The 25,728-nt window shown below is 39.0% G+C and carries 33 protein-coding genes and 2 tRNA genes; 13 read left to right on the top strand and 22 right to left on the bottom strand.

Features of this window, described 5'->3' with window-relative positions:
• Positions 1-219: 219 nt before the first annotated feature.
• The 6 genes from HPK16_RS09675 to racE all read right to left on the bottom strand — a co-directional run bounded on the left by HPK16_RS09675 (position 220) and on the right by racE (position 4,880).
• Complete coding sequence (locus HPK16_RS09675) at positions 220-1,839, bottom strand: SNIPE associated domain-containing protein (protein WP_220132304.1); 1,620 nt, start codon at positions 1,837-1,839, stop codon at positions 220-222.
• Between the two features lie 106 nt (positions 1,840-1,945).
• A tRNA-Arg gene (locus HPK16_RS09670) sits at positions 1,946-2,019 on the bottom strand.
• A gap of 146 nt (positions 2,020-2,165) precedes the next feature.
• A complete protein-coding gene (locus tag HPK16_RS09665) occupies positions 2,166-2,690 on the bottom strand; it encodes a metallophosphoesterase (protein WP_181676764.1) in 525 nt (174 codons plus the stop codon).
• A gap of 32 nt (positions 2,691-2,722) precedes the next feature.
• Positions 2,723-3,328 (bottom strand): XTP/dITP diphosphatase, encoded by a 606-nt coding sequence (locus HPK16_RS09660; protein ID WP_181676763.1) that lies wholly within the window; start codon positions 3,326-3,328, stop codon positions 2,723-2,725.
• Positions 3,325-4,074 (bottom strand): ribonuclease PH, encoded by a 750-nt coding sequence (gene rph / locus HPK16_RS09655; RefSeq protein ID WP_181676762.1) that lies wholly within the window; start codon positions 4,072-4,074, stop codon positions 3,325-3,327. Before rph ends, HPK16_RS09660 begins: the two co-directional genes overlap by 4 nt.
• Positions 4,074-4,880, bottom strand: coding sequence for a glutamate racemase (gene racE, locus HPK16_RS09650; RefSeq protein ID WP_181676761.1), 807 nt, complete (start codon positions 4,878-4,880; stop codon positions 4,074-4,076). The genes rph and racE overlap by 1 nt, the downstream gene beginning before the upstream one ends.
• Before the next feature lie 203 nt (positions 4,881-5,083).
• Between racE and HPK16_RS09645 the strand changes: the two genes are divergently transcribed.
• The gene (locus HPK16_RS09645; protein ID WP_181676760.1) at positions 5,084-5,539 is read left to right on the top strand and encodes a YslB family protein; all 456 of its coding nucleotides are present in this window, start codon (positions 5,084-5,086) and stop codon (positions 5,537-5,539) included.
• A 58-nt stretch (positions 5,540-5,597) separates the two neighbouring features.
• Positions 5,598-6,080, top strand: a complete 483-nt coding sequence (gene ybaK, locus HPK16_RS09640; protein ID WP_425487929.1) for a Cys-tRNA(Pro) deacylase — start codon at positions 5,598-5,600, stop codon at positions 6,078-6,080.
• Positions 6,081-6,130: 50 nt separating this feature from the next.
• On the opposite strand, the gene HPK16_RS09635 is transcribed toward ybaK, so the two are convergent.
• Positions 6,131-6,220 (bottom strand) — tRNA-Ser (locus HPK16_RS09635).
• Between the two features lie 211 nt (positions 6,221-6,431).
• On the opposite strand from HPK16_RS09635, the gene HPK16_RS09630 reads away from it, so the two are divergent.
• Positions 6,432-6,884 carry a hypothetical protein gene (locus HPK16_RS09630; protein ID WP_181676759.1) on the top strand — a complete coding sequence of 151 codons (453 nt, stop codon included), beginning with the start codon at positions 6,432-6,434 and terminating at the stop codon, positions 6,882-6,884.
• Between the two features lie 66 nt (positions 6,885-6,950).
• On the opposite strand, the gene HPK16_RS09625 is transcribed toward HPK16_RS09630, so the two are convergent.
• The 3 genes from HPK16_RS09625 to HPK16_RS09615 are packed head-to-tail and all read right to left on the bottom strand — an operon-like array spanning position 6,951 to position 8,629.
• A complete protein-coding gene (locus HPK16_RS09625; protein WP_181676758.1) occupies positions 6,951-7,364 on the bottom strand; it encodes a VOC family protein in 414 nt (137 codons plus the stop codon).
• A 44-nt stretch (positions 7,365-7,408) separates the two neighbouring features.
• Positions 7,409-8,050: a FusB/FusC family EF-G-binding protein gene (locus HPK16_RS09620; protein ID WP_181676757.1), complete on the bottom strand. Its 642-nt coding sequence runs from the start codon at positions 8,048-8,050 to the stop codon at positions 7,409-7,411.
• A 3-nt stretch (positions 8,051-8,053) separates the two neighbouring features.
• A complete protein-coding gene (locus tag HPK16_RS09615; protein ID WP_181676756.1) occupies positions 8,054-8,629 on the bottom strand; it encodes a TetR/AcrR family transcriptional regulator in 576 nt (191 codons plus the stop codon).
• Between the two features lie 151 nt (positions 8,630-8,780).
• Between HPK16_RS09615 and HPK16_RS09610 the strand changes: the two genes are divergently transcribed.
• From HPK16_RS09610 to HPK16_RS09600, 3 genes are all read left to right on the top strand, one after another.
• Positions 8,781-9,485, top strand: a complete 705-nt coding sequence (locus HPK16_RS09610; protein ID WP_181676755.1) for an AzlC family ABC transporter permease — start codon at positions 8,781-8,783, stop codon at positions 9,483-9,485.
• Positions 9,482-9,805: an AzlD domain-containing protein gene (locus HPK16_RS09605; protein WP_181676754.1), complete on the top strand. Its 324-nt coding sequence runs from the start codon at positions 9,482-9,484 to the stop codon at positions 9,803-9,805. The genes HPK16_RS09610 and HPK16_RS09605 overlap by 4 nt, the downstream gene beginning before the upstream one ends.
• Before the next feature lie 366 nt (positions 9,806-10,171).
• Entirely contained in the window at positions 10,172-11,707 is a 1,536-nt protein-coding gene (locus tag HPK16_RS09600; RefSeq protein ID WP_181676753.1) for a polysaccharide pyruvyl transferase family protein, read from the top strand.
• Between the two features lie 40 nt (positions 11,708-11,747).
• Here HPK16_RS09600 and HPK16_RS09595 read toward each other — a convergent pair whose 3' ends face one another.
• Together HPK16_RS09595 and HPK16_RS09590 are read right to left on the bottom strand one after the other, a co-directional pair.
• On the bottom strand, positions 11,748-12,380 hold the full coding sequence (locus tag HPK16_RS09595) for a DUF1361 domain-containing protein (protein ID WP_181676752.1): 633 nt from the start codon (positions 12,378-12,380) through the stop codon (positions 11,748-11,750).
• Between the two features lie 147 nt (positions 12,381-12,527).
• A complete protein-coding gene (locus HPK16_RS09590; protein WP_181676751.1) occupies positions 12,528-12,992 on the bottom strand; it encodes a hypothetical protein in 465 nt (154 codons plus the stop codon).
• Between the two features lie 160 nt (positions 12,993-13,152).
• On the opposite strand from HPK16_RS09590, the gene HPK16_RS09585 reads away from it, so the two are divergent.
• Complete coding sequence (locus HPK16_RS09585) at positions 13,153-14,079, top strand: alpha/beta fold hydrolase (RefSeq protein ID WP_181676750.1); 927 nt, start codon at positions 13,153-13,155, stop codon at positions 14,077-14,079.
• 57 nt (positions 14,080-14,136) lie between these two features.
• Here HPK16_RS09585 and HPK16_RS09580 read toward each other — a convergent pair whose 3' ends face one another.
• The 5 genes from HPK16_RS09580 to HPK16_RS09560 all read right to left on the bottom strand — a co-directional run bounded on the left by HPK16_RS09580 (position 14,137) and on the right by HPK16_RS09560 (position 19,688).
• Positions 14,137-15,384, bottom strand: coding sequence for a glutamate-5-semialdehyde dehydrogenase (locus HPK16_RS09580; protein WP_181676749.1), 1,248 nt, complete (start codon positions 15,382-15,384; stop codon positions 14,137-14,139).
• A complete protein-coding gene (proB, locus tag HPK16_RS09575; RefSeq protein WP_181676748.1) occupies positions 15,381-16,208 on the bottom strand; it encodes a glutamate 5-kinase in 828 nt (275 codons plus the stop codon). Before proB ends, HPK16_RS09580 begins: the two co-directional genes overlap by 4 nt.
• Positions 16,209-16,312: 104 nt before the next feature.
• Positions 16,313-17,512: a PrsW family glutamic-type intramembrane protease gene (locus HPK16_RS09570; RefSeq protein WP_181676747.1), complete on the bottom strand. Its 1,200-nt coding sequence runs from the start codon at positions 17,510-17,512 to the stop codon at positions 16,313-16,315.
• A gap of 89 nt (positions 17,513-17,601) precedes the next feature.
• The gene (locus HPK16_RS09565; RefSeq protein ID WP_181676746.1) at positions 17,602-18,015 is read right to left on the bottom strand and encodes a helix-turn-helix domain-containing protein; all 414 of its coding nucleotides are present in this window, start codon (positions 18,013-18,015) and stop codon (positions 17,602-17,604) included.
• 287 nt (positions 18,016-18,302) lie between these two features.
• The gene (locus tag HPK16_RS09560) at positions 18,303-19,688 is read right to left on the bottom strand and encodes a recombinase family protein (RefSeq protein WP_181676745.1); all 1,386 of its coding nucleotides are present in this window, start codon (positions 19,686-19,688) and stop codon (positions 18,303-18,305) included.
• Positions 19,689-19,853: 165 nt separating this feature from the next.
• On the opposite strand from HPK16_RS09560, the gene HPK16_RS09555 reads away from it, so the two are divergent.
• Entirely contained in the window at positions 19,854-20,003 is a 150-nt protein-coding gene (locus tag HPK16_RS09555) for a hypothetical protein (protein WP_181676744.1), read from the top strand.
• Here the strand turns inward: HPK16_RS09555 and HPK16_RS09550 are convergent.
• The 3 genes from HPK16_RS09550 to HPK16_RS09540 all read right to left on the bottom strand — a co-directional run bounded on the left by HPK16_RS09550 (position 19,969) and on the right by HPK16_RS09540 (position 22,582).
• Positions 19,969-20,916, bottom strand: coding sequence for a DUF6414 family protein (locus HPK16_RS09550; protein ID WP_181676743.1), 948 nt, complete (start codon positions 20,914-20,916; stop codon positions 19,969-19,971). The two genes, HPK16_RS09555 and HPK16_RS09550, sit on opposite strands and share 35 nt — an antisense overlap.
• 61 nt (positions 20,917-20,977) lie before the next feature.
• A complete protein-coding gene (locus tag HPK16_RS09545; protein ID WP_181676742.1) occupies positions 20,978-21,664 on the bottom strand; it encodes a hypothetical protein in 687 nt (228 codons plus the stop codon).
• 48 nt (positions 21,665-21,712) lie between these two features.
• Positions 21,713-22,582 carry a helix-turn-helix domain-containing protein gene (locus tag HPK16_RS09540; protein ID WP_181676741.1) on the bottom strand — a complete coding sequence of 290 codons (870 nt, stop codon included), beginning with the start codon at positions 22,580-22,582 and terminating at the stop codon, positions 21,713-21,715.
• Between the two features lie 308 nt (positions 22,583-22,890).
• Here HPK16_RS09540 and HPK16_RS09535 point away from each other — a divergent pair, with 308 nt between their 5' ends.
• A complete protein-coding gene (locus tag HPK16_RS09535; RefSeq protein WP_181676740.1) occupies positions 22,891-23,091 on the top strand; it encodes a hypothetical protein in 201 nt (66 codons plus the stop codon).
• A gap of 41 nt (positions 23,092-23,132) precedes the next feature.
• Here the strand turns inward: HPK16_RS09535 and HPK16_RS09530 are convergent, their stop codons facing one another.
• Positions 23,133-23,501, bottom strand: coding sequence for a helix-turn-helix domain-containing protein (locus HPK16_RS09530; RefSeq protein WP_181676739.1), 369 nt, complete (start codon positions 23,499-23,501; stop codon positions 23,133-23,135).
• A gap of 157 nt (positions 23,502-23,658) precedes the next feature.
• Between HPK16_RS09530 and HPK16_RS09525 the strand changes: the two genes are divergently transcribed.
• A complete protein-coding gene (locus HPK16_RS09525) occupies positions 23,659-23,868 on the top strand; it encodes a helix-turn-helix domain-containing protein (protein WP_181676738.1) in 210 nt (69 codons plus the stop codon).
• A gap of 140 nt (positions 23,869-24,008) precedes the next feature.
• Here HPK16_RS09525 and HPK16_RS09520 read toward each other — a convergent pair whose 3' ends face one another.
• Complete coding sequence (locus HPK16_RS09520; protein ID WP_181676737.1) at positions 24,009-24,602, bottom strand: hypothetical protein; 594 nt, start codon at positions 24,600-24,602, stop codon at positions 24,009-24,011.
• A 79-nt stretch (positions 24,603-24,681) separates the two neighbouring features.
• Between HPK16_RS09520 and HPK16_RS09515 the strand changes: the two genes are divergently transcribed.
• Genes HPK16_RS09515 through HPK16_RS09505 form a run of 3 tightly spaced genes read left to right on the top strand, consistent with a single transcriptional unit; the run spans position 24,682 to position 25,540 of the window.
• Positions 24,682-25,218 carry a hypothetical protein gene (locus HPK16_RS09515; protein ID WP_181676736.1) on the top strand — a complete coding sequence of 179 codons (537 nt, stop codon included), beginning with the start codon at positions 24,682-24,684 and terminating at the stop codon, positions 25,216-25,218.
• Between the two features lie 12 nt (positions 25,219-25,230).
• Entirely contained in the window at positions 25,231-25,380 is a 150-nt protein-coding gene (locus tag HPK16_RS09510) for a hypothetical protein (RefSeq protein ID WP_181676776.1), read from the top strand.
• Positions 25,373-25,540 (top strand): hypothetical protein, encoded by a 168-nt coding sequence (locus HPK16_RS09505; RefSeq protein WP_181676735.1) that lies wholly within the window; start codon positions 25,373-25,375, stop codon positions 25,538-25,540. Before HPK16_RS09510 ends, HPK16_RS09505 begins: the two co-directional genes overlap by 8 nt.
• Positions 25,541-25,728: the final 188 nt, after the last annotated feature.

Here is a 25,728-nt window from a genome sequence, read left to right as displayed (position 1 = left end):
TTGGATTGGGTTTGGTCACTTTTATCTTAAAGGATTTTGATATTACTGTGTATTTTTTTGTCTTGAAATAAGAACAAAAAAATGTTGAGGCAGATTAATTTCTACCCCAACATTTATTATAGAACCGAAAAAATAGGGTAGGTGTTACCTTGCTTATTTTTTGTGTCTATTAATATTAGATTCTGTCTCAACCTCAGTGCGCTATCTAACTGAGATATACTATCCTACTTTTTCTTCTAGCAATAATGCTTGTTCTAATATTTTTTGTGTTTGTCTAAATTCATCTGCCTCTGCAAGCATTGTGAATTCAACTGTTTTATTATGGTTTTTTTCGACTTCCTGTTTAATATCAGCTAGAGTAACACGGAAAAATTCTTTACGGTAATTTATTCGATTAACGCTGCGCTCGTGAAATGCTTTATGGAGCGCGTTTTCAAGAGTAGGGGCATCTTCGCTAAATATAGTAGCGTGAATATCAAACTTGAAGGGGACAGAGGCATCGCCAAGTTCCTTTACACGTTCGGTAGGGTCTAAGCGCCTAGTGACACCAATTTTGTAGATATTCTCACCAAAGGAGCCAATATTAGATATAATGTAAACATAACCAGCACGAGTATTCTGCTCGCGGTTAAATACATTTTGTTTATCACGTTCAACCAATGCTAGTTTTTGCTCCAGCTCTCTTATCTTAGCTTCCCATATGGCTTTATCTTCTGGTTCTGAAGGGATTTCCTTGTTTAGCCGTGATAATTCATTAGCAAAATGACGTTCTTCTTTTTCTATTTTTTTCTTTTCTTGCTCAATCTCTTGTTGCACCCGTTTTTCCTCGCGCATTTGCTCTTTTAGGGCGCGCTGTTCTTCGCGTTCTTCTTCTTTCTTTTCTTGATACTCAAAGCACAGATAAAGCTCATCAATCTTTAAATTTAGGTAGACTTTGCGAATTTCGACAGCTACAGGTGCATTTAATTTATTGATTGTTTCCCAAGATTTAATAATTCTTTTTTCAATGGTATCGATATTTTTGAATGTTACTTTTGAGATTGCCATGTCACACTCATTATTGAACATTCTAAGGGCCGATTTAATATTATTATTATTCATTACTTTCCCTTTTTGCACGCTACCATCAACTTGCCATGTGTCTTTGTGAGAGGTGGCTATCTTATTTTTAACAAGTGATTTTTGCTGTTCTCTAATGTCTTTTAATCTTTCAACGTATGTTTCAGCATGTTCGAAGGCGTATTTTGGTTCATACAAACCAAATGATTGTAACAAAATCTCATCTTTCGTTTGAATAATTTCATCATTCAAAACAGCTAGTTGACTTTGTCTTGTTTTTATCTCTGCTACAATGGATTCGCTTTGTGAGATAAGTGTTGTAATGTGAGTGTTCTCTTTTTTTAACTGTTTTAGTTCTTTTTCGACTTGTTCTTTGTTATCTGATAAGTCATTGAGTTCCTGCGTAGCATCTTGTACTTGTTTCATGAGGGATAAGATATCTACGTTATCTTCTTTTATTTTTTTAATAGAAGCTTCTAGGTCAGCAATTTTTAAACGCTTTTGTTTTAAATTGGATTCTAATACGATTTTACTGGATTCTAATTGAGTAATATCTTCTTCTAGCCAGTCTTTCTTTGTACTCAAGGCCTGTACATCTAATATACCACTGTTTAAAATTTTATTATTCAGTTCTTTACGCTTATTAATTTGGACGATGAGTAAAACAATGCCAATAACTACTGTAATAAAAGTAAAGCTAAGGACAAACATTAAAGAAATAAGCCACGTAGAGTAGTACCATTTGTCTTCTAATTGATTTTGTTCAATGTTTTCATTCATATTATTCTCTCCCTATTTTGTTATTTCTTGAATAGTATAACATGATTTTACAAAATAGATATAAAAAAACCAAATTAAAAACCCACTGAAACAGTGGGTTTAATTATGTCCTGAGCAGGATTCGAACCTGCGACCGACGGCTTAGAAGGCCGTTGCTCTATCCAGCTGAGCTATCAGGACGCGCTATACAATTTTCACAGCCAAGTATCATTCTATGATTTTTTCGGCGATTTGTCAATGGTTTTAGGCAAACTTTCTAAAAAATATTCATATTACTGCAAGTTTATCCATTTTTAGCGCTCCAATTGCCTTACCCGCGTGAAAAACTAGTTGTTCTTCACAAGCGGGAATGTTTGCGTTAGCTCTGTTAATTCGACATCATCAATGGTCATAAAACGAATCGTCACGCCTTTATCAGTTGCGTCAATTAGTGCATATGTCTTATCGTGAACGCGACCTCTTGGAAGAGAGATACTCCCGGGATTCAGAATAATCGTGTTATCCAGCATATCAACGCCTAACTCATGCGAATGACCAAAGAAAACAAAATCAGCGTTCAACTCACGCGCACGATAACGCAGGTTCATCAATGTCATTTTGATATTATACAAATGACCGTGAGTCGTAAAAATGCGGTAACCATCAACGACGCCAACCCAATCATTCGGATAATCCGAGCCAAAGTCGCAGTTTCCCCGAACTGTATGGAAGCCTTGCATAGCGGGATCGTCTTTTTCAAGCTCAGAATCGCCACAATGGATCATCGCGTCAACATTTCCTTCGTATTTTTCCTTCAAATGGATGAGACAGTCGCGTTCATGATGACTGTCACTGACTACTAGTAATTTCAAATTATTCTCCCCCATCTTCTTACACTTTCTTATTATACAATCTTTACTAGCAATTGGTCTATATTTTTTGCAACTTTTTCTAAAGCTTTTGCACGATGGCTAATTTTATTTTTCTGTTCGGCGCTAATTTCAGCCATCGATTTATCAAATTCGGGCAAGTAGAAGAGGGGATCATAGCCAAAACCATTTTCTCCTTGCGCGGCGGTCAATATGTGTCCAGAACATTCCCCAGTGAAAAATTCTGTCGTTGCACCAGGAAAGGCGATAGCAAGTGTACAATGAAACTTGGCTTGCCGCGCATCGTTTGGCACGCCTGTAAGCTCTCTCAACAGTTTTTCGTTATTATCGGCATCATTATGCTGATTTCCGGCATAACGCGCAGAATACACGCCTGGTGCGCCATCTAACGCATCGACAATCAAGCCGGAGTCATCGCCAATCACGACTTGCCCGATTCGCTCTGCTACCGTTTCCGCTTTCAACGCCGCATTCTCAGCAAATGTCGTACCAGTTTCCTCAATATCACCGATTTCCGGAAAGTCAGCTAGCGTCAAAATTTCAATACCATGCGCGCCGAAAAGTTTCTCGAATTCCTGAGCCTTCCCAACGTTATTCGTTGCAATCACAAGTTTCTTCAATCTTCAGCGCCTCCAATCAATCCAGCCGTCTCACCCAGAATATCTTTTTGCAAAGCGACTAATTCCTGAATTCCTTTTTTCCCTAACGCTAAAAGCTCGCTCAGTTCTTCCTCTGAAAAAGTAGCTTCCTCGCCAGTTCCTTGCAACTCCACAAAGCGTCCAGCACCAGTCATCACAAGATTCATATCCACCGCAGCAGCACTATCTTCCACGTAATTCAAATCAAGCGCGGTATCGCCGTTTTCAAGCAAACCAACACTCGTCGCAGCCAGAAAATCTTTGACTGGAAATTTCACAAAAGGGGTAACCTCATGCAGTTTACCAATCGCAATCACCATCGCGACAAATGCACCAGTAATCGAGGCTGTACGCGTCCCGCCATCCGCTTGAATCACGTCACAGTCAAGCCAAATCGTCCGCTCTCCTAAAGCTTCTAAATCAACAACAGCGCGCAAAGAACGGCCAATCAAACGTTGAATCTCCATCGTCCGCCCCGTCACTTTACCCTTCGAGGACTCACGAATATTCCGTCGTTCCGTCGCACGAGGCAACATCGCGTATTCTGCAGAAACCCAGCCACGACCTTCTCCGCGCATGAACGGCGGCACACGATCCTCCACAGAAGCGGAACAAATCACTTTCGTATCGCCAACCGTAATTAATATCGAGCCTTCCGGATGCTTTATGTACCCAGGAACCATTTCTATTTGACGCAGCTCATCCTTTTCTCTACCGTCGAATCTCATCACGACGCACCCCCTAATTTAATATGTTCCACTTGCATGTCTGGAACATCTAACCAATCTTGTGCAATATCTTGAAAAATGGAGACAGAACCAGTCGTGAAAAACCGATGATTTGCACCAATTTCATCATGATCCAGCAAATCGTGGTAATCCAGCAAAGCACTGACTTCACTTGCCGTTTCTTCGCCAGAATTAATAACTGCCACATCTGAACCCATGAAATTCTCAATCAATGTTTTGAGTAGCGGATAATGTGTACAGCCCAGAATAATCGTATCTATTTTCGTACTCTTCAGCGGGAGTAGGGACTCTGCAACGATTTTTTTAGCGATCGCGCTTTTATACTCGCGACTCTCAACGACCGATACAAACTTCGGGCAAGCGAGCGAATCCACTTCGACACGGCGATTCAGGCCTTTCAAAGCTTTCGGATACGCCATACTTTGCACCGTTCCAATCGTACCAAGGACGCCAATCCGATTGTTTTGCGTTGCTTTCAAAGCCGCGCGAGAACCGGGCTGGATAACGCCAATAACCGGAATATCTAATTTTTCACGAATATCCGCCAAAGCCGCTGCTGTTGCTGTATTACAAGCGATAACGAGCATTTTTATATTGCGATCTACGAGGAAATTCGTCATCTCCCACGTAAATTGATGCACTTCCTGACTATCACGCGGACCATATGGGCAACGTGCGGTGTCACCTAGATAATATATTTGTTCATGGGGCAGTTGTTTGAGGACCTCTTTGACAACCGTCAGTCCACCAACGCCCGAATCAATAAAACCAATTGCTCTTTTCACACGTCTCGCCTCAATTTCTATATTTTCGTCTTCCTATAAGTATACTACAAATTTGGATTATACTCTCCATTTTCTTATTTTTTCGCCGTTTTCGCAAGTTTTTTGATGATTTTATAGTTTTTTTACGAATTTTGCAGGTTGATGTTTCTATTTTGGAGGTTTTCTGGGTATAATAAAGTGGAGAAGAAAGCGGGGTACTATGAATGACAGAAAATAATGAAGTTGTAAATGAAAAAATGATACCAGTTTTTGGATACGAATTAATCCGCGATACACTATTGCCGAATGTGTTAGGTGAAGAAACGCCGCACATCTTATACTGGGCAGGTAAAGAACTAGCGCGTAAATATCCACTAGAAACGATTGAGGAGCTGGCAGACTTTTTCCGAAAAGCATCATTCGGCGATTTAGAAGTGAGTAGCGAGAAGAAAGACGAGATGCATATTTTGTTACATGGCGAAATGGTAGCGCTCCGTCTGACGAATGATACAGACGCAACGTTTAAGCTAGAAGCCGGTTTTATTGCGGAACAAATACAGCATCAAAAACAGTTGTATTCAGAAAGCTATGAAGAAGTAGACAAACGCAAGAAAACCGTGAAAATCATCGTGAAATGGGATCGCAAAGAGAGTGTTTCGGATGATGAAATAGTAAGTTAATAATGACAGCAGGTATTCTGATTTCACATAGAGTACCTGTTTTTTGGAGATGAAAACGATGAAAATACCGAAAACCAATGTCGGCAGAATTTTGGACCAACGAAAAATACCATATGAACTCTATCAAATCCCGTTTCAAGATAAGCATATGGATGCTGTGACGGTTGCAATGGATCTTGATTTGCCGCCAGATAAAATCTATAAAACACTCGTGACAAAAGGCGATAAAACGGGTGTCGTCGTTGCGTGCATTCCAGGAAATCAAGAACTCGATTTAAAACTGCTAGCCAAGGCGAGTCAGAATAAAAAAATGGAGATGCTACCAATGAAAGAACTGGAAAGTGTTACGGGATACATACGCGGTGGTTGTTCGCCAATTGGTATGAAGAAATTGTTCCCAACTTTTATCGCGGATGCTGCCGAATCAAAAGAGCAGATTCTTGTTTCAGCTGGCAAGAGGGGTTTTCAAGTAGGTGTGGATCCGCATGCTTTGGCTCAAGTAGTTAGGGCGCAGTTTGTGGCAATAAGTCGAGATATGTAGACAAAAAAAGATCCGAATCAAGTAGACTCGGATCTTTTTCGTATTAATGAAGGAGGAAGAGGGATTCGAACCCCCGCGCGGTCTTACCCGCCTGTCGGTTTTCAAGACCGATCCCTTCAGCCAAACTTGGGTATTCCTCCATAAGCACAAGAATTATTGTATCACGATTTCTTTCGTTTGCCAATACCTGAATGAAATTTTTTTGTATAAATATTAAATGCGAGAAGATATGTTCAATTTTGTAGGATGATAAGAACAATAATGATAATATATATTACAAAAAAACATTGCATCTTGCTACGAATAAAAGTACAATTAAGACATGTCTTATAACCAAAAGGTGGAGCGTGAATGCACGATAAACTGATATCTAATGAAATTACAAAGCTTTTTTCAAAGGAGATTTTTCGTTTTGCCGAGTTTTGGTTTGATAATTATTACGCAACGGATATTCACGATACTATTTTAGAAGAGCATCCTGAATTTGTGCAACTATACCGAACGACGATTGTTAAAACAGTATCTAGCGGTTTGCGTGGGATTAGTGGCGGCGGCTACTCTCAACTAGATTATTACAACCTTGGGAAAACAGAGGCGCAAAACGGACTAACAGTAGAAGATGCACTGCGCAATCGTGATTCCTTTGAAGCTGCGATGGAAGCCTTTTTATTGAAGCGTAGACAAGAAGGCGCCATGGATGTTACAGCGCAAGAAATAAATTATTATATGGATGAATTAACCGCATTTCATGATACTACCATGCCGATTATTTTGCAGGGATATGGGGATTATGCGAAGAAATAGAGAATATAAAAGCTAGTTCCTGCATAATCGAGGAACTAGCTTTTAGTTTGCATATGCCGGGCCTTTTTACCCGTTAATCGCACTGGGATCCATATAAAGAACTTCCCATAAATGCCCATCAATATCTTGGAAACTCCAACTATACATAAATCCTTCATCCATTTTCTCGTTGGATGTTGTTCCACCTGCCGCAAGAGCTTTCTCAACAAATTGGTCAACTTCTTCGCGACTATTTACTGTAATCGACATAATAGCTTCCGTTATCGAATTCGAGTCAGCGATAGATTTTTTCGTAAAGTTTTGGAAAAATTTCTCCACGAGTAGCATCACGAACGCGCCCTCATTTACAATCATGCAGGTTGCGTTTTCGTCCGTGAATTGTGGGTTAAACTCAAAACCAAGTGTCTTGTAAAACGCAATAGACTTATCTAAATCTGTGACTGCTAAATTAACAAAAAGTAAATTTGGTTGTTCTGCCATCTTTAAAACCCTCCTTTAATTTATCTTTATTAGTATACCCAGATTCAGGATTTCAACTCACGAATAAAAGCATCCAGCCGATCCGTACTTTGCACATGCGCACTACAAGCGAGGCTGTCAGCGCAAATGTACTGACCGATGGCGCGGAAATTATCTGTATTTCCTTTTGCCTTGATATCCGCTTTAAACAAACCAACACGCTCATTCTGGTGGCAAAAAGCGCAGATGCCTTTCTTGGAAACAGGGGTAAAACTACCTTGAACACCAGTTAATTTGCCATCATGCTTGGCGATAATGAACTTTTTCTGAGCTCCCGTATCGTTCCATCCCAGAAATACAAGTCGTTCCATTTCCGCATCAGGTAGGGGAGGGGCCTTCAATTTCTTGGCTTTCGGAAACAATTTCTTCACGGTCGCATCCGTCACAATTGGGAAGGGCAACAGAAACTCTTGCAATCGTTCATCAAAATGAGCAAGTTCCTCCTCAGAATGAATATGAAAAATCTCCCCAATCAGCTGTTCCTGCTCAGGTTCCAATGTTTCAAAAATCGCCTGGGCCTTATCGATACACGAAAATCGTAGCGCATTTTTTACTCCTTCGTCGTTCGTATTTTGAGCGCCATAAAAAGCATTCATGGCTTGTTTTAAAATAAAATGATAATTAGCATTGTTTATAAAAGCTTGCATTACTTACATCTCCTTCTGTGTCCCGTGGAAGAAAAATCGCTCCGTCAAAGCAACAATTTGATCTTCAAGGACACCTTCTTTTAATAAATGGTCAAAGATAGCCGGATCGAATAGATGAATAAAATACGAAACTAAAAAAGGGGTGGGGTAGACGGGGTCAATCAAATGCTGCGTCTGCAAATGCTTAAACAAGACACCAAGCTCGTCTAAAATATGCTCGAAAATACGCGCAAGCTCCGTCGTTTCCGTCATATTGGGCTTATTTCGCAATACAAAAATAAAATAAGGATTTCGAATAATCGTCCGAATCAATGTTTTCAATTTCAGCAAACTATCATCCACATTAATCATCGTTTCCCGCATCATCTGCAAAAAATTCTGTGCATTACGTTCCATGATACGCGCGATAATAGCATCTTTATTCGAAAAATGATTATACAACGTTCCTTTTGAAATCCCAACAGCAAGTGCGAGTTCATCCATATTCAGTTGGCTATCCGCCGTTTGGAATAACATATTTTCGGCCTGCGCTAGTATAAGTTGTTCTCGGTCGTACTTTTGTTTTTCCTTCCAATTCATTTAGAGGCCACCTTTTATACATCGAGTCATAATTTGACTTCAGAGTCATTTTTTAATACAGTATAAAACCAAATCGCCAGAATGTCAAGAAGCGCTAGTCATAAATGCTAAAATTTGATAGGATAATAGAAAAAGAAAAGGGGCGTGACAAATGTCAGATCAAACGGGGAACATCACTTTCCAACAAGGCGTAAAAGATTGTATTCCAACATTATTAGGTTACATAAGTATCGGGATAGCGGCTGGCGTTGCTGGTATCGCGGCAGATTTGAGCATTTTAGAAGTCACACTATTAGCGATTTTTGTCTACGCAGGTGCCGCGCAATTCATCATCTGTGCCATGCTATTAACGAACAGCACCACATTGGCCATTATTGTTACGACATTTATCGTCAATTTTCGGCATTTTCTACTAGGCGCAACATTGGCACCACATTTTCAAAAAGACTCAATGCTCAAAAACATCGGAATTAGTCTACTCGTAACCGATGAATCCTTTGGCGTGGCTGCGATGAAACTGGCGAAAAAAGAGCCGATTTACGCGTCATGGATGAACGGGCTAAACATCACCGCGTATCTCGTCTGGATTGCATCCTGTGCACTCGGCGCTCTTGTTGGGAAATTAATTCCAAATCCAGCAGTATTCGGTCTTGATTTTGCCCTCACAGCCATGTTTGTCGCACTATTCGTATTCCAGCTACAAAGCGTACCAAAATCAAAACTGCGCCACATCTCGTTTCTAATCTTATACATGCTTATTTTCATGATTGGTCTGTCGTTTATCGTTTCAACAAATGTGGCAGTCGTATTATCGACGCTAATCGTTGCAACCATTGGGGTGGTGACAGATCGATGAGCATCAGCTACGGATTTATTCTCATGCTCTTAGGCTGCTCTCTGGTAACCGCAATCCCGCGAATGCTACCGTTCTTAGTTATGCGTAATATGCAAATTTCCGAGCCCGTCCTAAAATGGCTAAGTTACATTCCGCTCTGCATTTTCAGCGCACTTATCATTGAAAGTTTTATGACAAACGGAGCACAGGGCTTTCAAATTCATTGGCTAGAATTAGTTGCCGTCATTGCAACGCTTATTGTCTCCCTAATCACGCGAAGTTTGCTATGGACAGTTATTTTAGGCGTGGTTATAATGGCGCTACTTCGCCTCATTTTCTGACAGTTTCTAATGCGAAATACAATAAAACCTTGCATTATTCCTGAATCCGTGGTAATATAGATACCGTTGTTAAAATAACATTATCGGTGGCGGAATAGGTAGACGCATTTAGTTGCAAAGAACTTCGAAGCAAAGCAACATTAATAAAGTACATTTAAACAAGTTAAGATTTAAATATGAGTTTGTGTGGTGCAAATCCACACCCGATGATCAAACATAAATGCAGGTGATGTAGTAAAATACATCATCTGCATTTTTTTATTCTTTTTTAGGGAATCTAGTGTCAAATACCGCTTCATTTGAATTGCGCAATTATTTGGGAACTGATATACTGAACTAGAATGACAAAAAAAGGGATGTGCAGGGATGAAAAAAATATTAGTTCGCAGTGGGATGCGACCAATAGATTCTTTTTCAGCTGAAGAGATACTTACAAAAGATCGGACGGGTTATAATAACGGTAATTTGGCATATCAGTATAGCATTTTTCGAACACTATGGAAGGAGGATGTCGAGTTATTTTCTGATGGGTATTTCGCTAATCCGAATCGGGCAGATGAGATAAATGAGACATATGATGCATATGTTATACCTTTAGCAGATGCTTTTCGAGAAGATTTCAGATGGATGTTGAGAGCATATACACAATTGATTAAACGACTGACAATTCCTGTTTATGTCATCGGAGTGGGGTTACGTGCACCGTATGAACCTAAACTAGGAGAAGATTTTATTTTCGACGAAGATGTGAAGGCGTTTGTAAGCGCTGTGTTAGAAAAATCAGGTCAGATTGGCTTGAGAGGAGAAATCACCTCAGAATACTTAACGAAATTAGGCTTTAAAGAAGGTGTAGATCATCGCGTTATAGGCTGTCCATCACTCTATACATTTGGTAGAGAATTAAAGATTCGTTCACTTGATTTACATAAAAATTCTCCAATCGCGATTAATGCTTCGCCTGTCGCACTAGAAACGTCCATCGAGTTCTTGAACAAAGTAACAGCGCAATATGCTAATTATAACTTTATTCCGCAACTATATGATGAATTATTTCTTACCTATGCGGGTGGACCGGGAGTGGTGAGTAATATATCTAATTACCCAACTTCTATTGCGTCTAAGTATTATCAAGAAGGTAAGGTAAAATATTTCACTAGTATGCAAGCTTGGCTAGATGAAATGAGGGGGACAAGTTTTAGCATTGGATCACGTTTACACGGAAATGTTACGGCAACAATTGTAGGCACGCCAAATATTTCTTTTGTGCAAGATGCTAGAATGCGAGAGCTTGCCGCGTATCATCAGTTGCCTCATGTGACTGCAGAAGCATTAACTAGCTTCAATAACTTAGAGGACCTCCTTGAAAAAATAGATATCCACTCTGCAGAAAAAGTGCAAGCGGCTAATTTTGATAACTATTTAGATTTCCTTGATTATAATGAAATCGACCATATTTATAAGGCTGACAAAAATCGCAAAGATGCACCAATGGACTTCTTTTTAAAAGACGTTAAATTTTCCAAAGGTATTGTACCAATTACTGCTTGTTCAAAAGAGGAAATATTCCAGAGACTAGCGCAAGTGACAGAAATTGTGAAAGAAAAGGCTTCTATTAAGGTGTATCTTGAAATCAATAAAAGGGAGCAACAAATTCGTACTTTAAAACAAAACGTGAGTAATGAACAGCAGAAACTTCAAGTAGCCGAACAGAAAATCATCACTACAGAGGCGAAAAATGTTGAGCAAGACAAGCAACTAGAATTAAGCGCGCAAAAGCTAGCGAAAACAACAACAGAACTTCAGCAAAAGAAGAGGGAGGCAGACTACTATAAACGCACAACAGAGCGAAAAGCTGCGCGCATGGCACTAAAAGTAGCAGATGTTTTTGCCAAAAAGAATTAATAAGCTCACAGTCAAAAAAGACTAGCGATTTCAACCATCGCTAGTCTTTTTTACTCGGAAATTTCAAAAATACGACATACACAATCGCTTGAATCACCATAAAACACAAAACAAAGTAACCCATCTCATACGAAAACGCATCGATCATCTGCTGTATCGAATAAAGTGGCTCTGTGAAAAGGTAAACAGAGTGCAACCGAGCAAAGCGTCCTAAATAAATCGCATATCCAGACAAAGCTGAAATCCCGACAAACGTCGCCCAATAAACAAGTGCACGCGTCGATTTACAGCGAATCATCCACTCATCTAACATCCATTTAAGCGAAACAAACCCAGTATACAAGCCAAAACAAACACCCACAGTCAGTGCGGTAAAACGTCCCCAAATATAAGGATCACTTGAGAAAATCCCTGTCCCAGCGACATTCACTCGCAAACCCTCTAGATGAAAAAAATCAGTCAACAAGTACGGGGCATTCGGGAAGAACAATAACCATAAAAAAGCAATCGGCCAAAATAGATAAGCTTTGCGCTGTTTCCCATAAACCAATGCCGCTAACTCAAGAGGTATATACGCTAAAGAAACATTTAAAACCATAAAGTAATACCCATCCAAAATAAACATGATATACAATATATACATAACAAAAAAAGCTCTACACCATTTCATCATAAAAAGTCAAACCTCCTCTATACAGCTTACCAATCCAAGTGTCCAAAAAACATCGATGTACATGACAAAATAGGTTTTTGACATGACAAAATTGTAATAAAAGCACAAAAAAGAACGGTAGCCATAACAAACTACCGTTCTTAACTATTATACCGTTAACGAAACCAAAAGGATATCTTTTTTCGAGATATCTAAAAATGGTAATTTTACACGTGTATCTAAGCAATAAGCATTGTATAGAATTGGTTTTAAAGCCGTTTTCGTGTTGTCAATTGTTCCAATAAAGCGATTAATCTCTTGATACAGCGTCTCAGGATGTTTCAACGAGGCAATCTTTGCATCAATCCGATTTTGACTGACATTCACATTAGAAACTTTAATCGCCTCATCAAAAGCGTCATTAATCGATTCACGAGTCAGTTCCACCTGCGTATAGCCATTATCCGCCCAATCAATCTCAAGAATATGACAATCATCTAAAATCAAAAAATCACCCGTCCAAAGCTTGCCGTCTATTTCCACGACCATCCGTGTGTTAGCAAAAAGCTGCTTGTTACCATATTTCTTCAAAACATAATCAAACATTTGTAAATGCGCGATATCCTTTGTCATGTTAACATCTCCTTCATGCTTCTATTTTAACATGTTGTGATTATGTGAACAAGTGTTAAAAGTGCTAAATAACGCAAAAAATCAAATCATCAAGTAGCATATTTGGGAATTCTGAAGGGACTCATGTATAATGGGATTATATGAGAAGAGGAGGGATACGATGCATACAGAAGTAAAGATAGAAACACATGATCAGCTATCATTACACATACATATTTGGGAGAAAGTAGCTGCACCAATTGGGATTATTCAAATTATTCACGGCATGGCGGAACACGGTGCGAGGTATAGCGAGTTCGCCGAATATTTAAACACCCAAGGATTTATTGTCATTGCCGATGATCATCGTGGGTTTGGCAAGAGCGCTGAGGATTCCACGAATCTCGGACATTTGCCTTTCCCTGATGGATTTGAAGCCATGGTGGCGGATGAAGAAGTAGTGGCTACCTTTATCAAAGCGCGTTACCCGAACCTTCCACATCTTCTTTTTGGGCACAGCATGGGGAGTTTTGTTACGCGTGTCTTAATTACACGATACAGCGTCGACGCAGCGATTTTGGCAGGGAGTGGACTACAACCAGACCCGCTTTTGAAATCAGGCCTGTTCTATGCAAAACTACGGGCACAAAAAAATGACACCAAACGTAGCAAAATTCTGCATAAGTTATCATTCTACGGCTTCAATCGTGAATTCATCGCAGAAAAACATCCATTTAGCTGGCTTTCCCGAGATAAGTCGGTGCATGAAGAATATATGGAAGATCCATTTGGCGGGCAGGTTGTTGGTTCACTTGGCTTCTATCATAGCTTGCTTCGAGGTGTGGAGCAGTCGCAAAATCCAGAAACAATCTCAAAAACGCCAAAAACCCTCCCGTTATTGCTTATTTCAGGAAGTAAAGACCCGGTTGGGCACCTCGGAAAAGATGTGCCGAAACTAGCTGTGAAATTTGAAAAGGCAGGGGTGCAGGATGTGACATTGAAAATATACGAGGATGCGCGTCATGAACTGACAAATGAGATTAATAAAGAGCAGGTTTTTGAAGATGTTGCCACTTGGTATAAAAAGTATATAGAAACGGATAGATAACAGTAAAAACAGCAAATCAACTCATTTGGAGAGTGATAGATTTGCTGTTTTTTTACGTCATTCTCGTATTTGACCTTCGCCGTAAATGATGTATTTCGTCGATGTCAGTTCGTTTAAGCCCATTGGACCTCGGGCGTGTAATTTTTGCGTACTGATACCGATTTCTGCGCCGAATCCGAATTCAAATCCATCCGTGAAACGAGTAGAAGCATTGACGTAAACAGCCGCAGCATCCACTTGTTGCAAGAATTTTTGGCTCGTGAAGTAGTTGTCTGTAACAATCGCTTCGGAGTGCTTGGTTCCGTACTTATTAATATGAGCAATCGCGGCATCGACATCAGGTACGACTTTAATTGCTAAAATGTAATCGGCGTATTCCGTCTCCCAATCAAGCTCTGTGGCTGGAATCACGTCAGGAACGATAGATGCAACTCGCTCATCTCCGCGAATCTCCACATTTTCTGCGCGAAGTCGGGAAATGATTGCTGGCAGGAAATCACCGACAACAGCCTCATGAATCAGGAGCGTCTCGGCAGCGTTGCAAACAGATGGACGACTAGCTTTGGCGTTAACGATGATTTTTGTAGCCATTTCTTTTTGCGCCTCGCTGTCAATATAAACGTGGCAATTACCAGTTCCCGTTTCGATAACAGGAACCGTCGCATTCTCTAAGACGGCTTGGATTAACCGAGCGCTACCACGGGGAATCAAGACATCGAGATAAGCGTTTAGTTTCATCAACTGTTGCGCGGTGTCTCGTGATGTGTCCTCTACAATCTGCACAGCGTCGGCAGGGAAGCCAGAGCTTGCTAGCGAATCGCGAATCACGCGCACGAGGGCAAGGTTGGAATGAAAAGCCTCACTTCCACCACGTAGAATAGTCGCATTTCCTGTTTTGAAACAAAGGACCGCAGCATCCACAGTGACGTTCGGCCGTGATTCGTAAATGATACCGATAACGCCCAGCGGCACACGTTGTTTTCCAATCGTTAATTCCGCTTCATTTTTCCACATGTGCACGACTTCGCCAATCGGATCAGCGAGGGTCGCCACTTGCTTCACACCTTCCGCGATGTCTACAATTCGTTCTGGCGTTAAGCGCAACCGATCAAGCATTGCATCTCGAACGCCATTTTCTGAAGCGGCTGCTAAATCTTTCTCATTAGCTTCTAAAATAGTCGTAGTATTTTCGACTAGAGATACGGCAAGCGATTGAAGCGCCTCATTTTTCGCCTTCGTTTTTGCTTGTGCTAACACCAATGCAGCGGTCTTTGCTTGTTTTCCTTTTAGAATGAGTTCGGTCATCGTTTCGTTTCCCCCTTTACAAGATCTTTCGCAGCAAATAAAGTGCCAATAGAATCGCCATTCATAATATTAAAAATCGCACCAGGATTATTACCGTTCGTCAGTACCATCTTGCCCCCATTTTTCAAAACTCTTTCGGCCGCGGCGAGCTTTGTCAGCATGCCACCAGTACCAAATTCAGAGCCTTTCCCACCAGCCAATGCTTGCAATTCTGGCGTGATTTGGTTGATTTCAGTAAACATGGTAGACTCGGGATTTTCATTCGGATTACTATCATAAAAACCATCAATATCCGACAACATAATCAGTAAATCGGCTTGGATAACTTCGGCTACAATAGCAGATAGTCGGTCATTATCGCCGAATTTTGTAAGATGCTCAATTTCTTCAATCGCGACCGTATCATTTTCATTGACGATGGGGACGATTTCGTTTTCGAGCAACTTATTGAACGTATTAATCACGTTTTTACGGCTGACAGGGTAATCAATCACATCGCGGGTCAGTAGAATTTGCCCAACCGTATGCCCATATTCACCAAAAAACTTACTATAAATATGCATCAGTTCACTTTGTCCAACCGCTGCAATGGCTTGTTGCTCGGGGATAGTAGTAGGGCGTGTGGCTAATTGCAGTTTATGGCAGCCAACGCCAATCGCACCAGAGGAAACGAGCACAACCTCCTTACCTTCATTAGAAAGGTCGCTGAGGACCATCGCTAATTTTTCAATAGTTCGTAAATTTATATTGCCATTTGGATACATGAGCGTACTAGTTCCAACTTTAATGACAATTCGTTTGCAGTTCTTTAAAGATGTACGCATAGAACGAGTCTCCTTTTTAAGTCAAATTATATTCCATTCATTGTACACTATTTCGGCGCACAAAAAAACCCATTCTATCAAAAAAGATAGAACAGGTCGCAAAATTACGCTTTCGCAGGCTTTTCACCTGAAATTTGGCGTAAACCTTTATTGATAAGTGAGAAGATAACGATCCAAACAACAACGATAAGTAAAATTTGTTTGAACGCAATTTGTGGCAGTGGGTTCCAAGGGCAATCCCAAAGGAAGTGAAGACCAATCGGGATAATGAATAGGCTTAAGAATCTGCCTGTAAAGATATGACGCATTTGGAGTTTCGGATCGGATCCTTTTGCGATCATTAGTGCGGCACCGGAAATAGCTGCCCAGACCACGTGTCCACCGATAGACTGCCAGCCGCGAGAGAAAATGATGTTTAACATTGTATCACCGGCAAATTGTAGGTTTTTAAATACGGCTGCAACTTCAATACTGTAATTAAACGCATAACCAAGCGATTCGAAGGCCGCAAAACCAGCGCCAACAGCTGCTCCAATAAGTAAACCATTCAAAATATATTTTGGTTTCAGCGCCACGATAAAGAGGGCAACAATGACCATTTTACCAGTTTCTTCAATAATACCAACTAAGAAGGCATTAAAGTAGTTTAATTGTCCAACGGGAATCACATCGTATAGAATCAGCGTGGCCACAAGCGCTGCGACACCACCGATAAAGAACATTTTTAAAACATCGAAGAAACTAATATTCCGCGGAGCATTGATTTCGAAAAATAACACGAGTACCGAAAATGGCATGGTGAACGATCCAATAACCATCAAGCCAGGAATCGTATTCGAATTAGAGAAAATATAAGTACAAGCGAGTAATAATAAATAAGTGATAGCTAGCGCGAAAAAGACACGAGAGAAAAGGAACGGTCTCGTCCAAGAAGATGCAATATCTCCTTCTTTCGGCGTTGTGTAAGTAGTACCCGCGATAAAGACTTTCTCGCTGTCTGATTTAGGATGCTTTTTAAAGACGTCGGCAAAAATATCACCTAAGCCTAAATGTTGCGCCCCGTTTTTTTCGTGGGGATGGTGGTTTGCCTCCTTTTTAGGCCCTTTTGAAGTGTCATGCGGACCGTGAGATTCGTGAATCGTTTGGAAAATTGGGCTATCCTTTAGAAGTAGCCACTCGCCATTTTCCTCTTGCTTCACTTTTGTTTCAGCAGATAGTTCCTTTCTTTTGTATAGTGTTCTGAGTTCGTAATCTGTTAATGGACCAATTGTCTTGTTATTCTTTTGAAAATACCAATGAGACAAATGGATCGCCTCCCTTATTTATATTTATAGTCTTTACCTTTTTCCACAAAAAGAATAGGTTGAAACTTAATATATATAGAAAAACGGTTTTAGTCTTCTTTCCGAAGTTCAGTATTAAGGCTTTGCGCTTGATTTAACAGAAAGATAATTGTATCGTCAATAAATTTAACAACTTCAGGACGTATAGGTTGTGCATCGAGTGCAACATTTTCTTCAAAACGGAGATCTTGCCTGATTTGCTCTAAGGTTTTTGCGATATCAGGATGTTTTTCTACCTCGCTTGGTTTGTAATCGGAATCATTTTTTTGACCAACGAGATAATCAACAGAAACATCGAATAGCATAGAGATATGGCGTAGCATCTCAATGTCTGGTTCTCTGATGCCGTACTCCCAATTACCATACGTAGACGTCGCGTTAAGGCCGAGCCGTCTTGCTGTTTCTGCTTTCGTCCAACCTTTCTGTTCTCTTAAAATAGTTAACCGATGACTTAATTTTGGCATTTAATCACTCCTTTTAGAATATAGTATATCATAACTTACACAATACAGCTATTTTATTACACGATATGACTGGTAACGATTTGACATCAACTATTAGAGTTGATATTATGGGTTTATAAACACAAATTGAGTAGAATGGAGCGATACACATGAAAGCAACTGCAGACAAGAAAATCAATTGGGCGAAAGTGAGAAAGAGAAGAGAATCTTTGGGAATTTCGCAAGCGTTTATTTCAAGAAAAATGGGATATAAATACAGTAGTCTTTAATTATCAAAAGTACAGAGTTTAGTAGAAATCAATTTTCGTAATTGTTACTATGCCGTCATCCTTTACATAATGAATATCTTGAATAAACATATTTACAAAGTCTTTTCTTTCCTCAAGTGTGAGTTCCGTCCAGTTATCTTTTATATTCTTCACTATATTTTTGATAGCAATAGCATCAAATGTTTTCTCAGAAGTGGGGGACTGTTTTGGAAGCTCTGATTCCAGTTGATCCAATTCTGATTGAGTCTCTTTCATAAGTTTTGAAAACTCGTTGTCATCTATTAAATCTAACGCCCATCCTTTTTGGTATTTCTCACGTTTCTTCGAAAGATTAACAATCTGTCTTTCTATTTTCCGTGTATTGTTTTCTTGCTTCGTTTCTTTTTTTATATCGAAAGATTTTAATTGAAATGACTCTATATAATTATCAAACGCTTTTAATATTTTACGTTCAGAAACACTAGTGTGGGTGTAGTATATTTTGCAATTAGCGCATCGATAGTCATTGTTGTAACGATCCTGGTATTTTGTGCGGGTACATGACATTCTATAACCGCAATTTGGACATACTATTTTCCCAGCGAAAACATGTGTTAAGGCTCGCTTTCTTGAGCTTACATGTCCAGTCCTAGCTTTTAATATGTTCTGTAGTTCGAAAAACTCATCTTCTGATAGTATTCCAGGATGCGTGTTTTTAAATACTTTTCCCGACCAGTTTGTGGCGCCATACAGGGCATGATTTTCAAGAATACGCCTTAAAGTAGTATTCTTCCACACGGTGTTGGAACGTCTTGTTTTAACGCCTAGATTGTCTAAGTAAGTGCAACATTGACGTATAGAATAGCCTCTTTGAAGCCTGTCTACAAGCTCAAGCACAAGTGTTGCCTCTTCTTCGTAGATAACCAAAACTCCGTCATCCCCTTTTTTGTAACCAAAAGGCGCCAGAGGAATATATTTACCCTGCCGCGCTCGTTCTTCCATTCCAAAGCTAACACGCTCGGATGTGTTCTCACGCTCGAATTGAGCGACGCTACTTATAATTGTGATGAAAAACCTTCCCATTGCAGAAGACGTGTCGTATACCTCCGTAGCGCTCTTAAAAGAGCAGTCGTATTTATCAAAGAAGTTAAGCATGTTGTGCAGATCCACGACGCTTCTTGTTAGCCGATCAAGTTTATAAACCAAAACCGTATCAATCAATCCCGTTTCAATATGTTTAAGCAATGCTTTGAGTAGGGGACGTTCCATATTTTTTGCAGAGAGACCTTCGTCTACATAGAATTTAAATTCGCCCCAACCCTGGGCGATGCAGTATGCCTGTAATTTCTCACGCTGCGCTGAGATTGAGAAGCCTTCTTTGGCTTGTTCTTCTGTTGATACTCGTATATAGATTCCTACTGTCATGATTTTTCATCTCCCGTTTAGTCGTAATAATATTTGAATGATACAAGAAAAGCATTAATATTAATCAATTAATGCTTTTTTGTATTAGATTTGGCTAAGAAAATTTAAAAATGATGTTAATTCGTTGTCTCACGTGGTATATTATTAAGTGAGGAGGGGATTATTATGTTGAAAATTTTGAAACGTGACCACCAAAATTTCATGGAAAAAGTCAAAGATACCCAAAAAACTCACCAAAATAATAGGCTTGAAATTAAAGATAAAAAGAAAGCACTTGAGGTTAGAATAGATCAACGCCGTCGTCAAAATAAATAGCAATCGGAGAGACGATGAAACTTTCATCATCAATTAAGTCTACCAATTTGAAGAACTCTTCGAAAACACTGTTAAACTGCCTTATATACCCTATCATTGCATCTTCTTTAAATGCTCTTTCATCTAGGATTTTTTTAGTCTTGTTGGTCACTTTTCCGATTAGAGTTATATATGTGGGATTCGAGGAATCATCGGAATTGTATTTGAAATCTAGAAAAAGCGGATCTTCTCGTAGATATCTTTTATCTAACGGGATAATGACATCATCGCTTTTAAAGTAGAGATTAGTTGGTAGCACAGGTAGAGTTGCATTAAACATATGTTGAATTCCTTGATACGTCAATTCGAGTTCATCTTTAGCTTTTTTAATTTTACTTTCTACTTGCTTGATTTGAGAATTTCTTACTTGTGTTGAGAGTTTTGAATTATGTTTAATTTTATTAACTTCCTCGTAATCATCTTGATTAGTATAAAAAAGCACTGAATTTAAAACGTTTTCTCCATACATATTTTTTAATAGTTCTAAGTTAATTATCCGAAATGGTATCTTTATTTTTATAAAGTTATTTTTTTTGATTTTTTGTGCATCCTCGATTAGTTTGCTACTGTTCGTCAAATATTCTTCAAAGTCATTAAGTGCATTATCATGCATTTTTTTCGAAATGATTTCTTGTGTTTCTGAGGACTGCATTACCATATGCTGATCAGATTCACTTGTTTCAAAATCATATTTCCCTTTATAGATACCAAGGGTTCCAGTATGATTTACATTTGTTTTTTCTGAGGATTGTTCTGTGGCTTCTTCCTGATCAGTTTCTTTTTTACTATTCTGGAGATCAATAGGTAATCCATTATACATCTGCGAAATAAATGAGTTAATAAACTCATTATCTAAATAAACTAGTTCTTTCAAATTCAATCTCTCCCTTAATTTTTTTATAAAGAAAAGCCCCGTAGGGCGATTCTAATTAAGTCTACATATCTCTTTGAATAGATTCTTTCAAAGGCAAATATTCAAACTCAAAGGCTTTTCGTTCTTCATAATTTATAGCCACATTAAGTGTAGCTTTTGAAAAATCACTGTACCCATCATCAATAAAATTAATAAAACCTTCTCTGGTTTCATTTGGTTTAATAGGATTTTCAACTCCGCCAAAATCATCACTCATTGTAGAGTAGAATGCCAGGTCTTTAAATCCCGTTGTTGTTAAACCGGTGAACGAATTATCAATTAGTACATCTGAGTTAGAGTGATTATAGTATCTGACTTTAAAGCTAATCCACTGCAAAGGACCATTTTCATTAAAAGATATTTTCCCTTCTTCGCTTAAGGCTAAGTTAAAAATGTGAGTTTCTAACACAGTGAAGTCTAGTTCAGAGAATTTATAAGCTTTAATAGGTTTATCAGTTCCATCTAAATTAAATGTATCGGAATATCCAGTTTTAATTAATGTAGCTTTTCCTGTTCCTTCAAGCTCAAGCGGTTTTGAAAGCTCTTTGTATTTTTCATTTATCTTTGTTGTGTCTGGATCCTTTTTCTTTGCAGCCACTTCATTTTTATTCGTTTTATCATCGTCCTTCGTGTCATTATTGTTTCCCCCGCAAGATACCAGAACACCAGATAACAAGAAAATAAAAACCAGTAAAAACAGCTTCTTCATTTCATCTTCTCCCTTATTATGTTTTTATATAAACGCAATGCGTAAATACTAATTTAAAACTTTTTCTTTAAAGAATGTGTTCCAATCGCTTTCTAGATCTTCGGCAAGATCAGGTTTTCGCATTGCGTGGAATCGATTAACGCAATCTAGTACTTCAGCTTCAGCTTCCATGTTGCCTTCTAAATAGTCGATGATTGCTAGGTAGGCGTAAACATCATTTTCGATAATTACTCGATCGTACTTCTCACAAAGAGGTAAAGCTTGATTCAAATATTTTTTTCCAAGCATAAATTGATTTTGGTGTGTATAGTATTTACCTACGTTGGTGTAGAAAGTGGCATCGAAATGTATATCCTTGAGAAAATCGACGTAATTTGCCATTTCTCTTTCTATGCGATCAATCATAGAAGTTCCTAGCTCAACGGGGAATACAAAGAACAGTTTCGACATAATATAGACCTCTTGATAAGTCCATGCGGATCTCCCGTATAGGATACTCCAGATTTCGAACGCTTCAGGGCTTTCTATGTTATAGCTATTTTGAGCAGTGATTTTTAGAATTACATCTTCAACAATATATAGACAGTAGGCAATGAAGTCGGTTGGATATTCTTCTAAGTGAGAAGAGAGTTGGGTCAATAGTTTTTTGCCCTGAACCCGATCAACTGAATTTTTCACATTAGTGAAATCCAGAAATAAATTGTCTGTAGGGGATAGTTTGTAATCGTTTCGAATATACTCAAATTCTCGTAAAGACATACCAAAATCGTCCAGAATACTTATTAGCTTATCCAGTGTAATATTTTTTCTAGATGACTCTATGTTTGCTATCCCTGCTTGACTTACTTCTGAAAAATCCTTTTGTTTCATACTTTTGATCAGTCTTATTTGCCTGATAGTTTTGCCTATGGCTTTCATGAGTATTCTCCTCTCAATATTTCTATATGGTATATAAAATCCAACTCTTACATAATCTGCTATACTATTCTAGAGGGGGTGAACTATTATGAAAAAACTGAAAAAAATGTTTTACGGAAGCAAGATGATTGCGCTTCCAGTAGTAACATTGGTTATTGTTGCATTTATTAATATCCATATGTAGACGAAAAAAACGAAGTCTGCTCTCCCAATCCAACCCGATTGCAAAAGAAAAGACTTCGTACAACGGGATTATAGCATATAGAAAAGGGACTATACAATTTACGAGATGAACAGGAGTGACATCAATGGCGCAATTGAGTGGGGAATTAACATCAGAAATAATTGATAACATAGAGACAAATTTGGAGCTGTACTTACAGATAATTGAAGATGCTCCGAAAAATATTAAAGTGACGGATGCTTTATCTAGTCTTGGTGCAAAATCAGAAGATATGGAAAACCTGACTATATTTATCGCAGGTCTAGTAATATCAACTTATTATTAATAAACATGGAGACTTCAACTGCCTAGGTTATAGGCAGTTTTTTATTGGTTATTTTTATTCTTTTCATTATTTATCGACTCAAAGAGCTGTTTAATGCTCTCTAAACTCTCTGGATTCTTGTCAAGTAAATCGAAAAGCCATTGGTGTAATTCCTTATCTTTTACAATGTCATCAATAGAATTGTATTTTTTGGTGACGTTTTCGACAGATGGGTTATCAGTGCGTCCGAGAAGATAGTCAACTGACACATCGTAGAAGTCAGCAATCTTATTCAGAACATCATTATCAGGTTCTCTATTTCCTTGTTCGTACATTGCGTAAGTAGTTCTTGCTACTCCAATCTTATCAGCGACTTCTTTTTGAAGAAGGTTTCTGCTTTTTCTTAGAGATTTTAATACTAAAGTGTCCATTTATAGTGACCCCTTTCATCAATATTCTACTACACTTAATGTGTAATTTGGAGATTCTTTGTGTGATTACACAAAAAAGGTATTATAATGTTGACATTACACTTAACGTGTATTATACTGTAATTACACATTAAGTGTATTAGGGAGGTGGGTTAATGTGAGAACTTGGTTGGTAAACATTCGCAAAGAAAAAGAGTTGACACAGGAGTTGGCAGCAAAGGAGTGCGGAATCGCTAGAACAACTTATGCGATGTATGAACAAGGGGAACGAACGCCGTCCCCAAGTAACGCGAAATTGATTGGTGCTGCGATGGGATTTAACTGGACTCTTTTTTTTGAAGAAGAAATACACGAAACGTGTAAATAAGTTATTTCAATCATACACCACAAGAAAGTAGCACGCGCGTTCAATAAGATACAAAAAGCCGTCCAGTGGACGACTTAGGAGGTGTGATATGTGGATTGAAATTACGGTCTTGATTTTCTCAATTGGATCACTTCTTGTAGCTATTTATGTTTTTCTTGACTCTCAGGGTCATTAATTTTGTAAACAATACCATGAACTTTATATTTATTTCTTTTGGTAACTGCATAGGGGTCTTTTATAAACGCCTTCTTAGGAACTTTAAAGGACAGAGCAATGTCATCACTAAAGGTGCTACTGCCGCTATCGGTTATGAAAATATCGAAATGCGTGAATGAATTACCTTTAAATAATCCGTGGTTTTTTTCAGGAATTTCAAGCTCTATTATGGATTTCCCTTCATTGTGAACCTCATATATCCGGGAGTCTTTAAATGCAGGGTGTAAGCTTTTTTGCGTCAATAGGTAGAAGTTGATATTACTTTCGGTTGGGAAAGCTCTAAGGTCAAAGTAGGCGATATCATTTGGTGAAAGATTAATAACTTTAATTGAACACTTGTAACCGGAATCAAAAGTGTCAGTTTCTCCAGATGGATTACGCAGAGTAACAACATTTTTTTCTATAAACCTAATGTCGTCAAAATAAACTTCGATTCTCTTTCTATTTTTCCATAATGTGAAGATTGAAATGAATAAAGAAATTCCGGCGATCGTTGCACTAAAAGCAGGTATAGACATTTTTTCACTCCTAAAATTGAATTTGATTGTATTCAGATTATATCAATATATGGGAGATAGCACAAAACAGGGGGTCAACATGAAATCAGTAACATTAAAAAAATCAGCGGAAGCGAGCGCGGCTATGCAGTATGTAAAACATGTACCGCAAAAACAGCTAGCAAGCATGATGCACACAAGCCGAGCGAATATCTCGCACTTAAGTACAGGTAAACGAAAGATGCAGCAGGACATCGCAGAACAGGCGCTAAAGACAATTGAAAATGGAAGCTTCGCAGTAGCGTTATTACATCGATTCAGCGATGGAGTGACGGCGCCGTTACTAGACGGCACGGCGATAGATCAACATCGACTTGCATTTTTGGCAATGTTCGAGAATGAGACGGAAGAGTTCGCCGAAGTTCAACATAGACTCACGTTGACACTCGCAAAAAATCCGGATCAGTTGAATCAGGACGAGAAAGAGCAGATACGGCAGTTCATGAACGAGCTGATAGACGTGTGCACAGTCGCGAACAACGCACTCTTTAACTTAGCACAGGTTTACAACTTAAGCGTCAAGCGGCTTATGAATGATCGCAAAGCCGAATTTAAAAAATTCCACTGGATTAATTAGGAGGCGAATACGTTGGAACAAGATGTCACACACGAAGGTGTACCAGAACACTTGCATCAAAAAATGGCTGAGTTCTTTGCACGTACATCGGCACCGAGGATTTTAGCTAGGCAGGAAAAAGAAAAGCTGGAGAAGGAAAAGGAGGAATTAGCACATGCTTAACGGTGTAATATGGTTCATTTTAGGGTTCATGTTAGCGACGATTTACGGCAACATCTTTGTAGCCGATAAAGCGAAAAGAAAGGCGGATGAATATGACTCTACCACTTTGGATGGTAATCATAGCGATACTGTCGTTAGTCGGAGCAATGACAATCGTTGAGAAAGTTGTAAACCAGGTCAAGGAGATCAAGCGAATCGGTTTTGAATCATGGTATATGAGGTGGTTCAATGCTTAGCGGTTACGAAGGTTATGTATTCGGGATTATCGGGTTTATTGTTTTCGTACTTCTGTTGTGCAGATTCAAACGAGAAGACAAATAAAAAAACACCCTTTGCAGAGGGTGCTCA

It is taken from the genome of Paenilisteria rustica (assembly GCF_013820765.1).
GTDB classification, from domain to species: Bacteria; Bacillota; Bacilli; order Lactobacillales; family Listeriaceae; genus Listeria_A; species Listeria_A rustica.
Note: the sequence above shows the minus strand (reverse complement) of the source record. Positions and strands in the feature narration are given on the sequence as shown.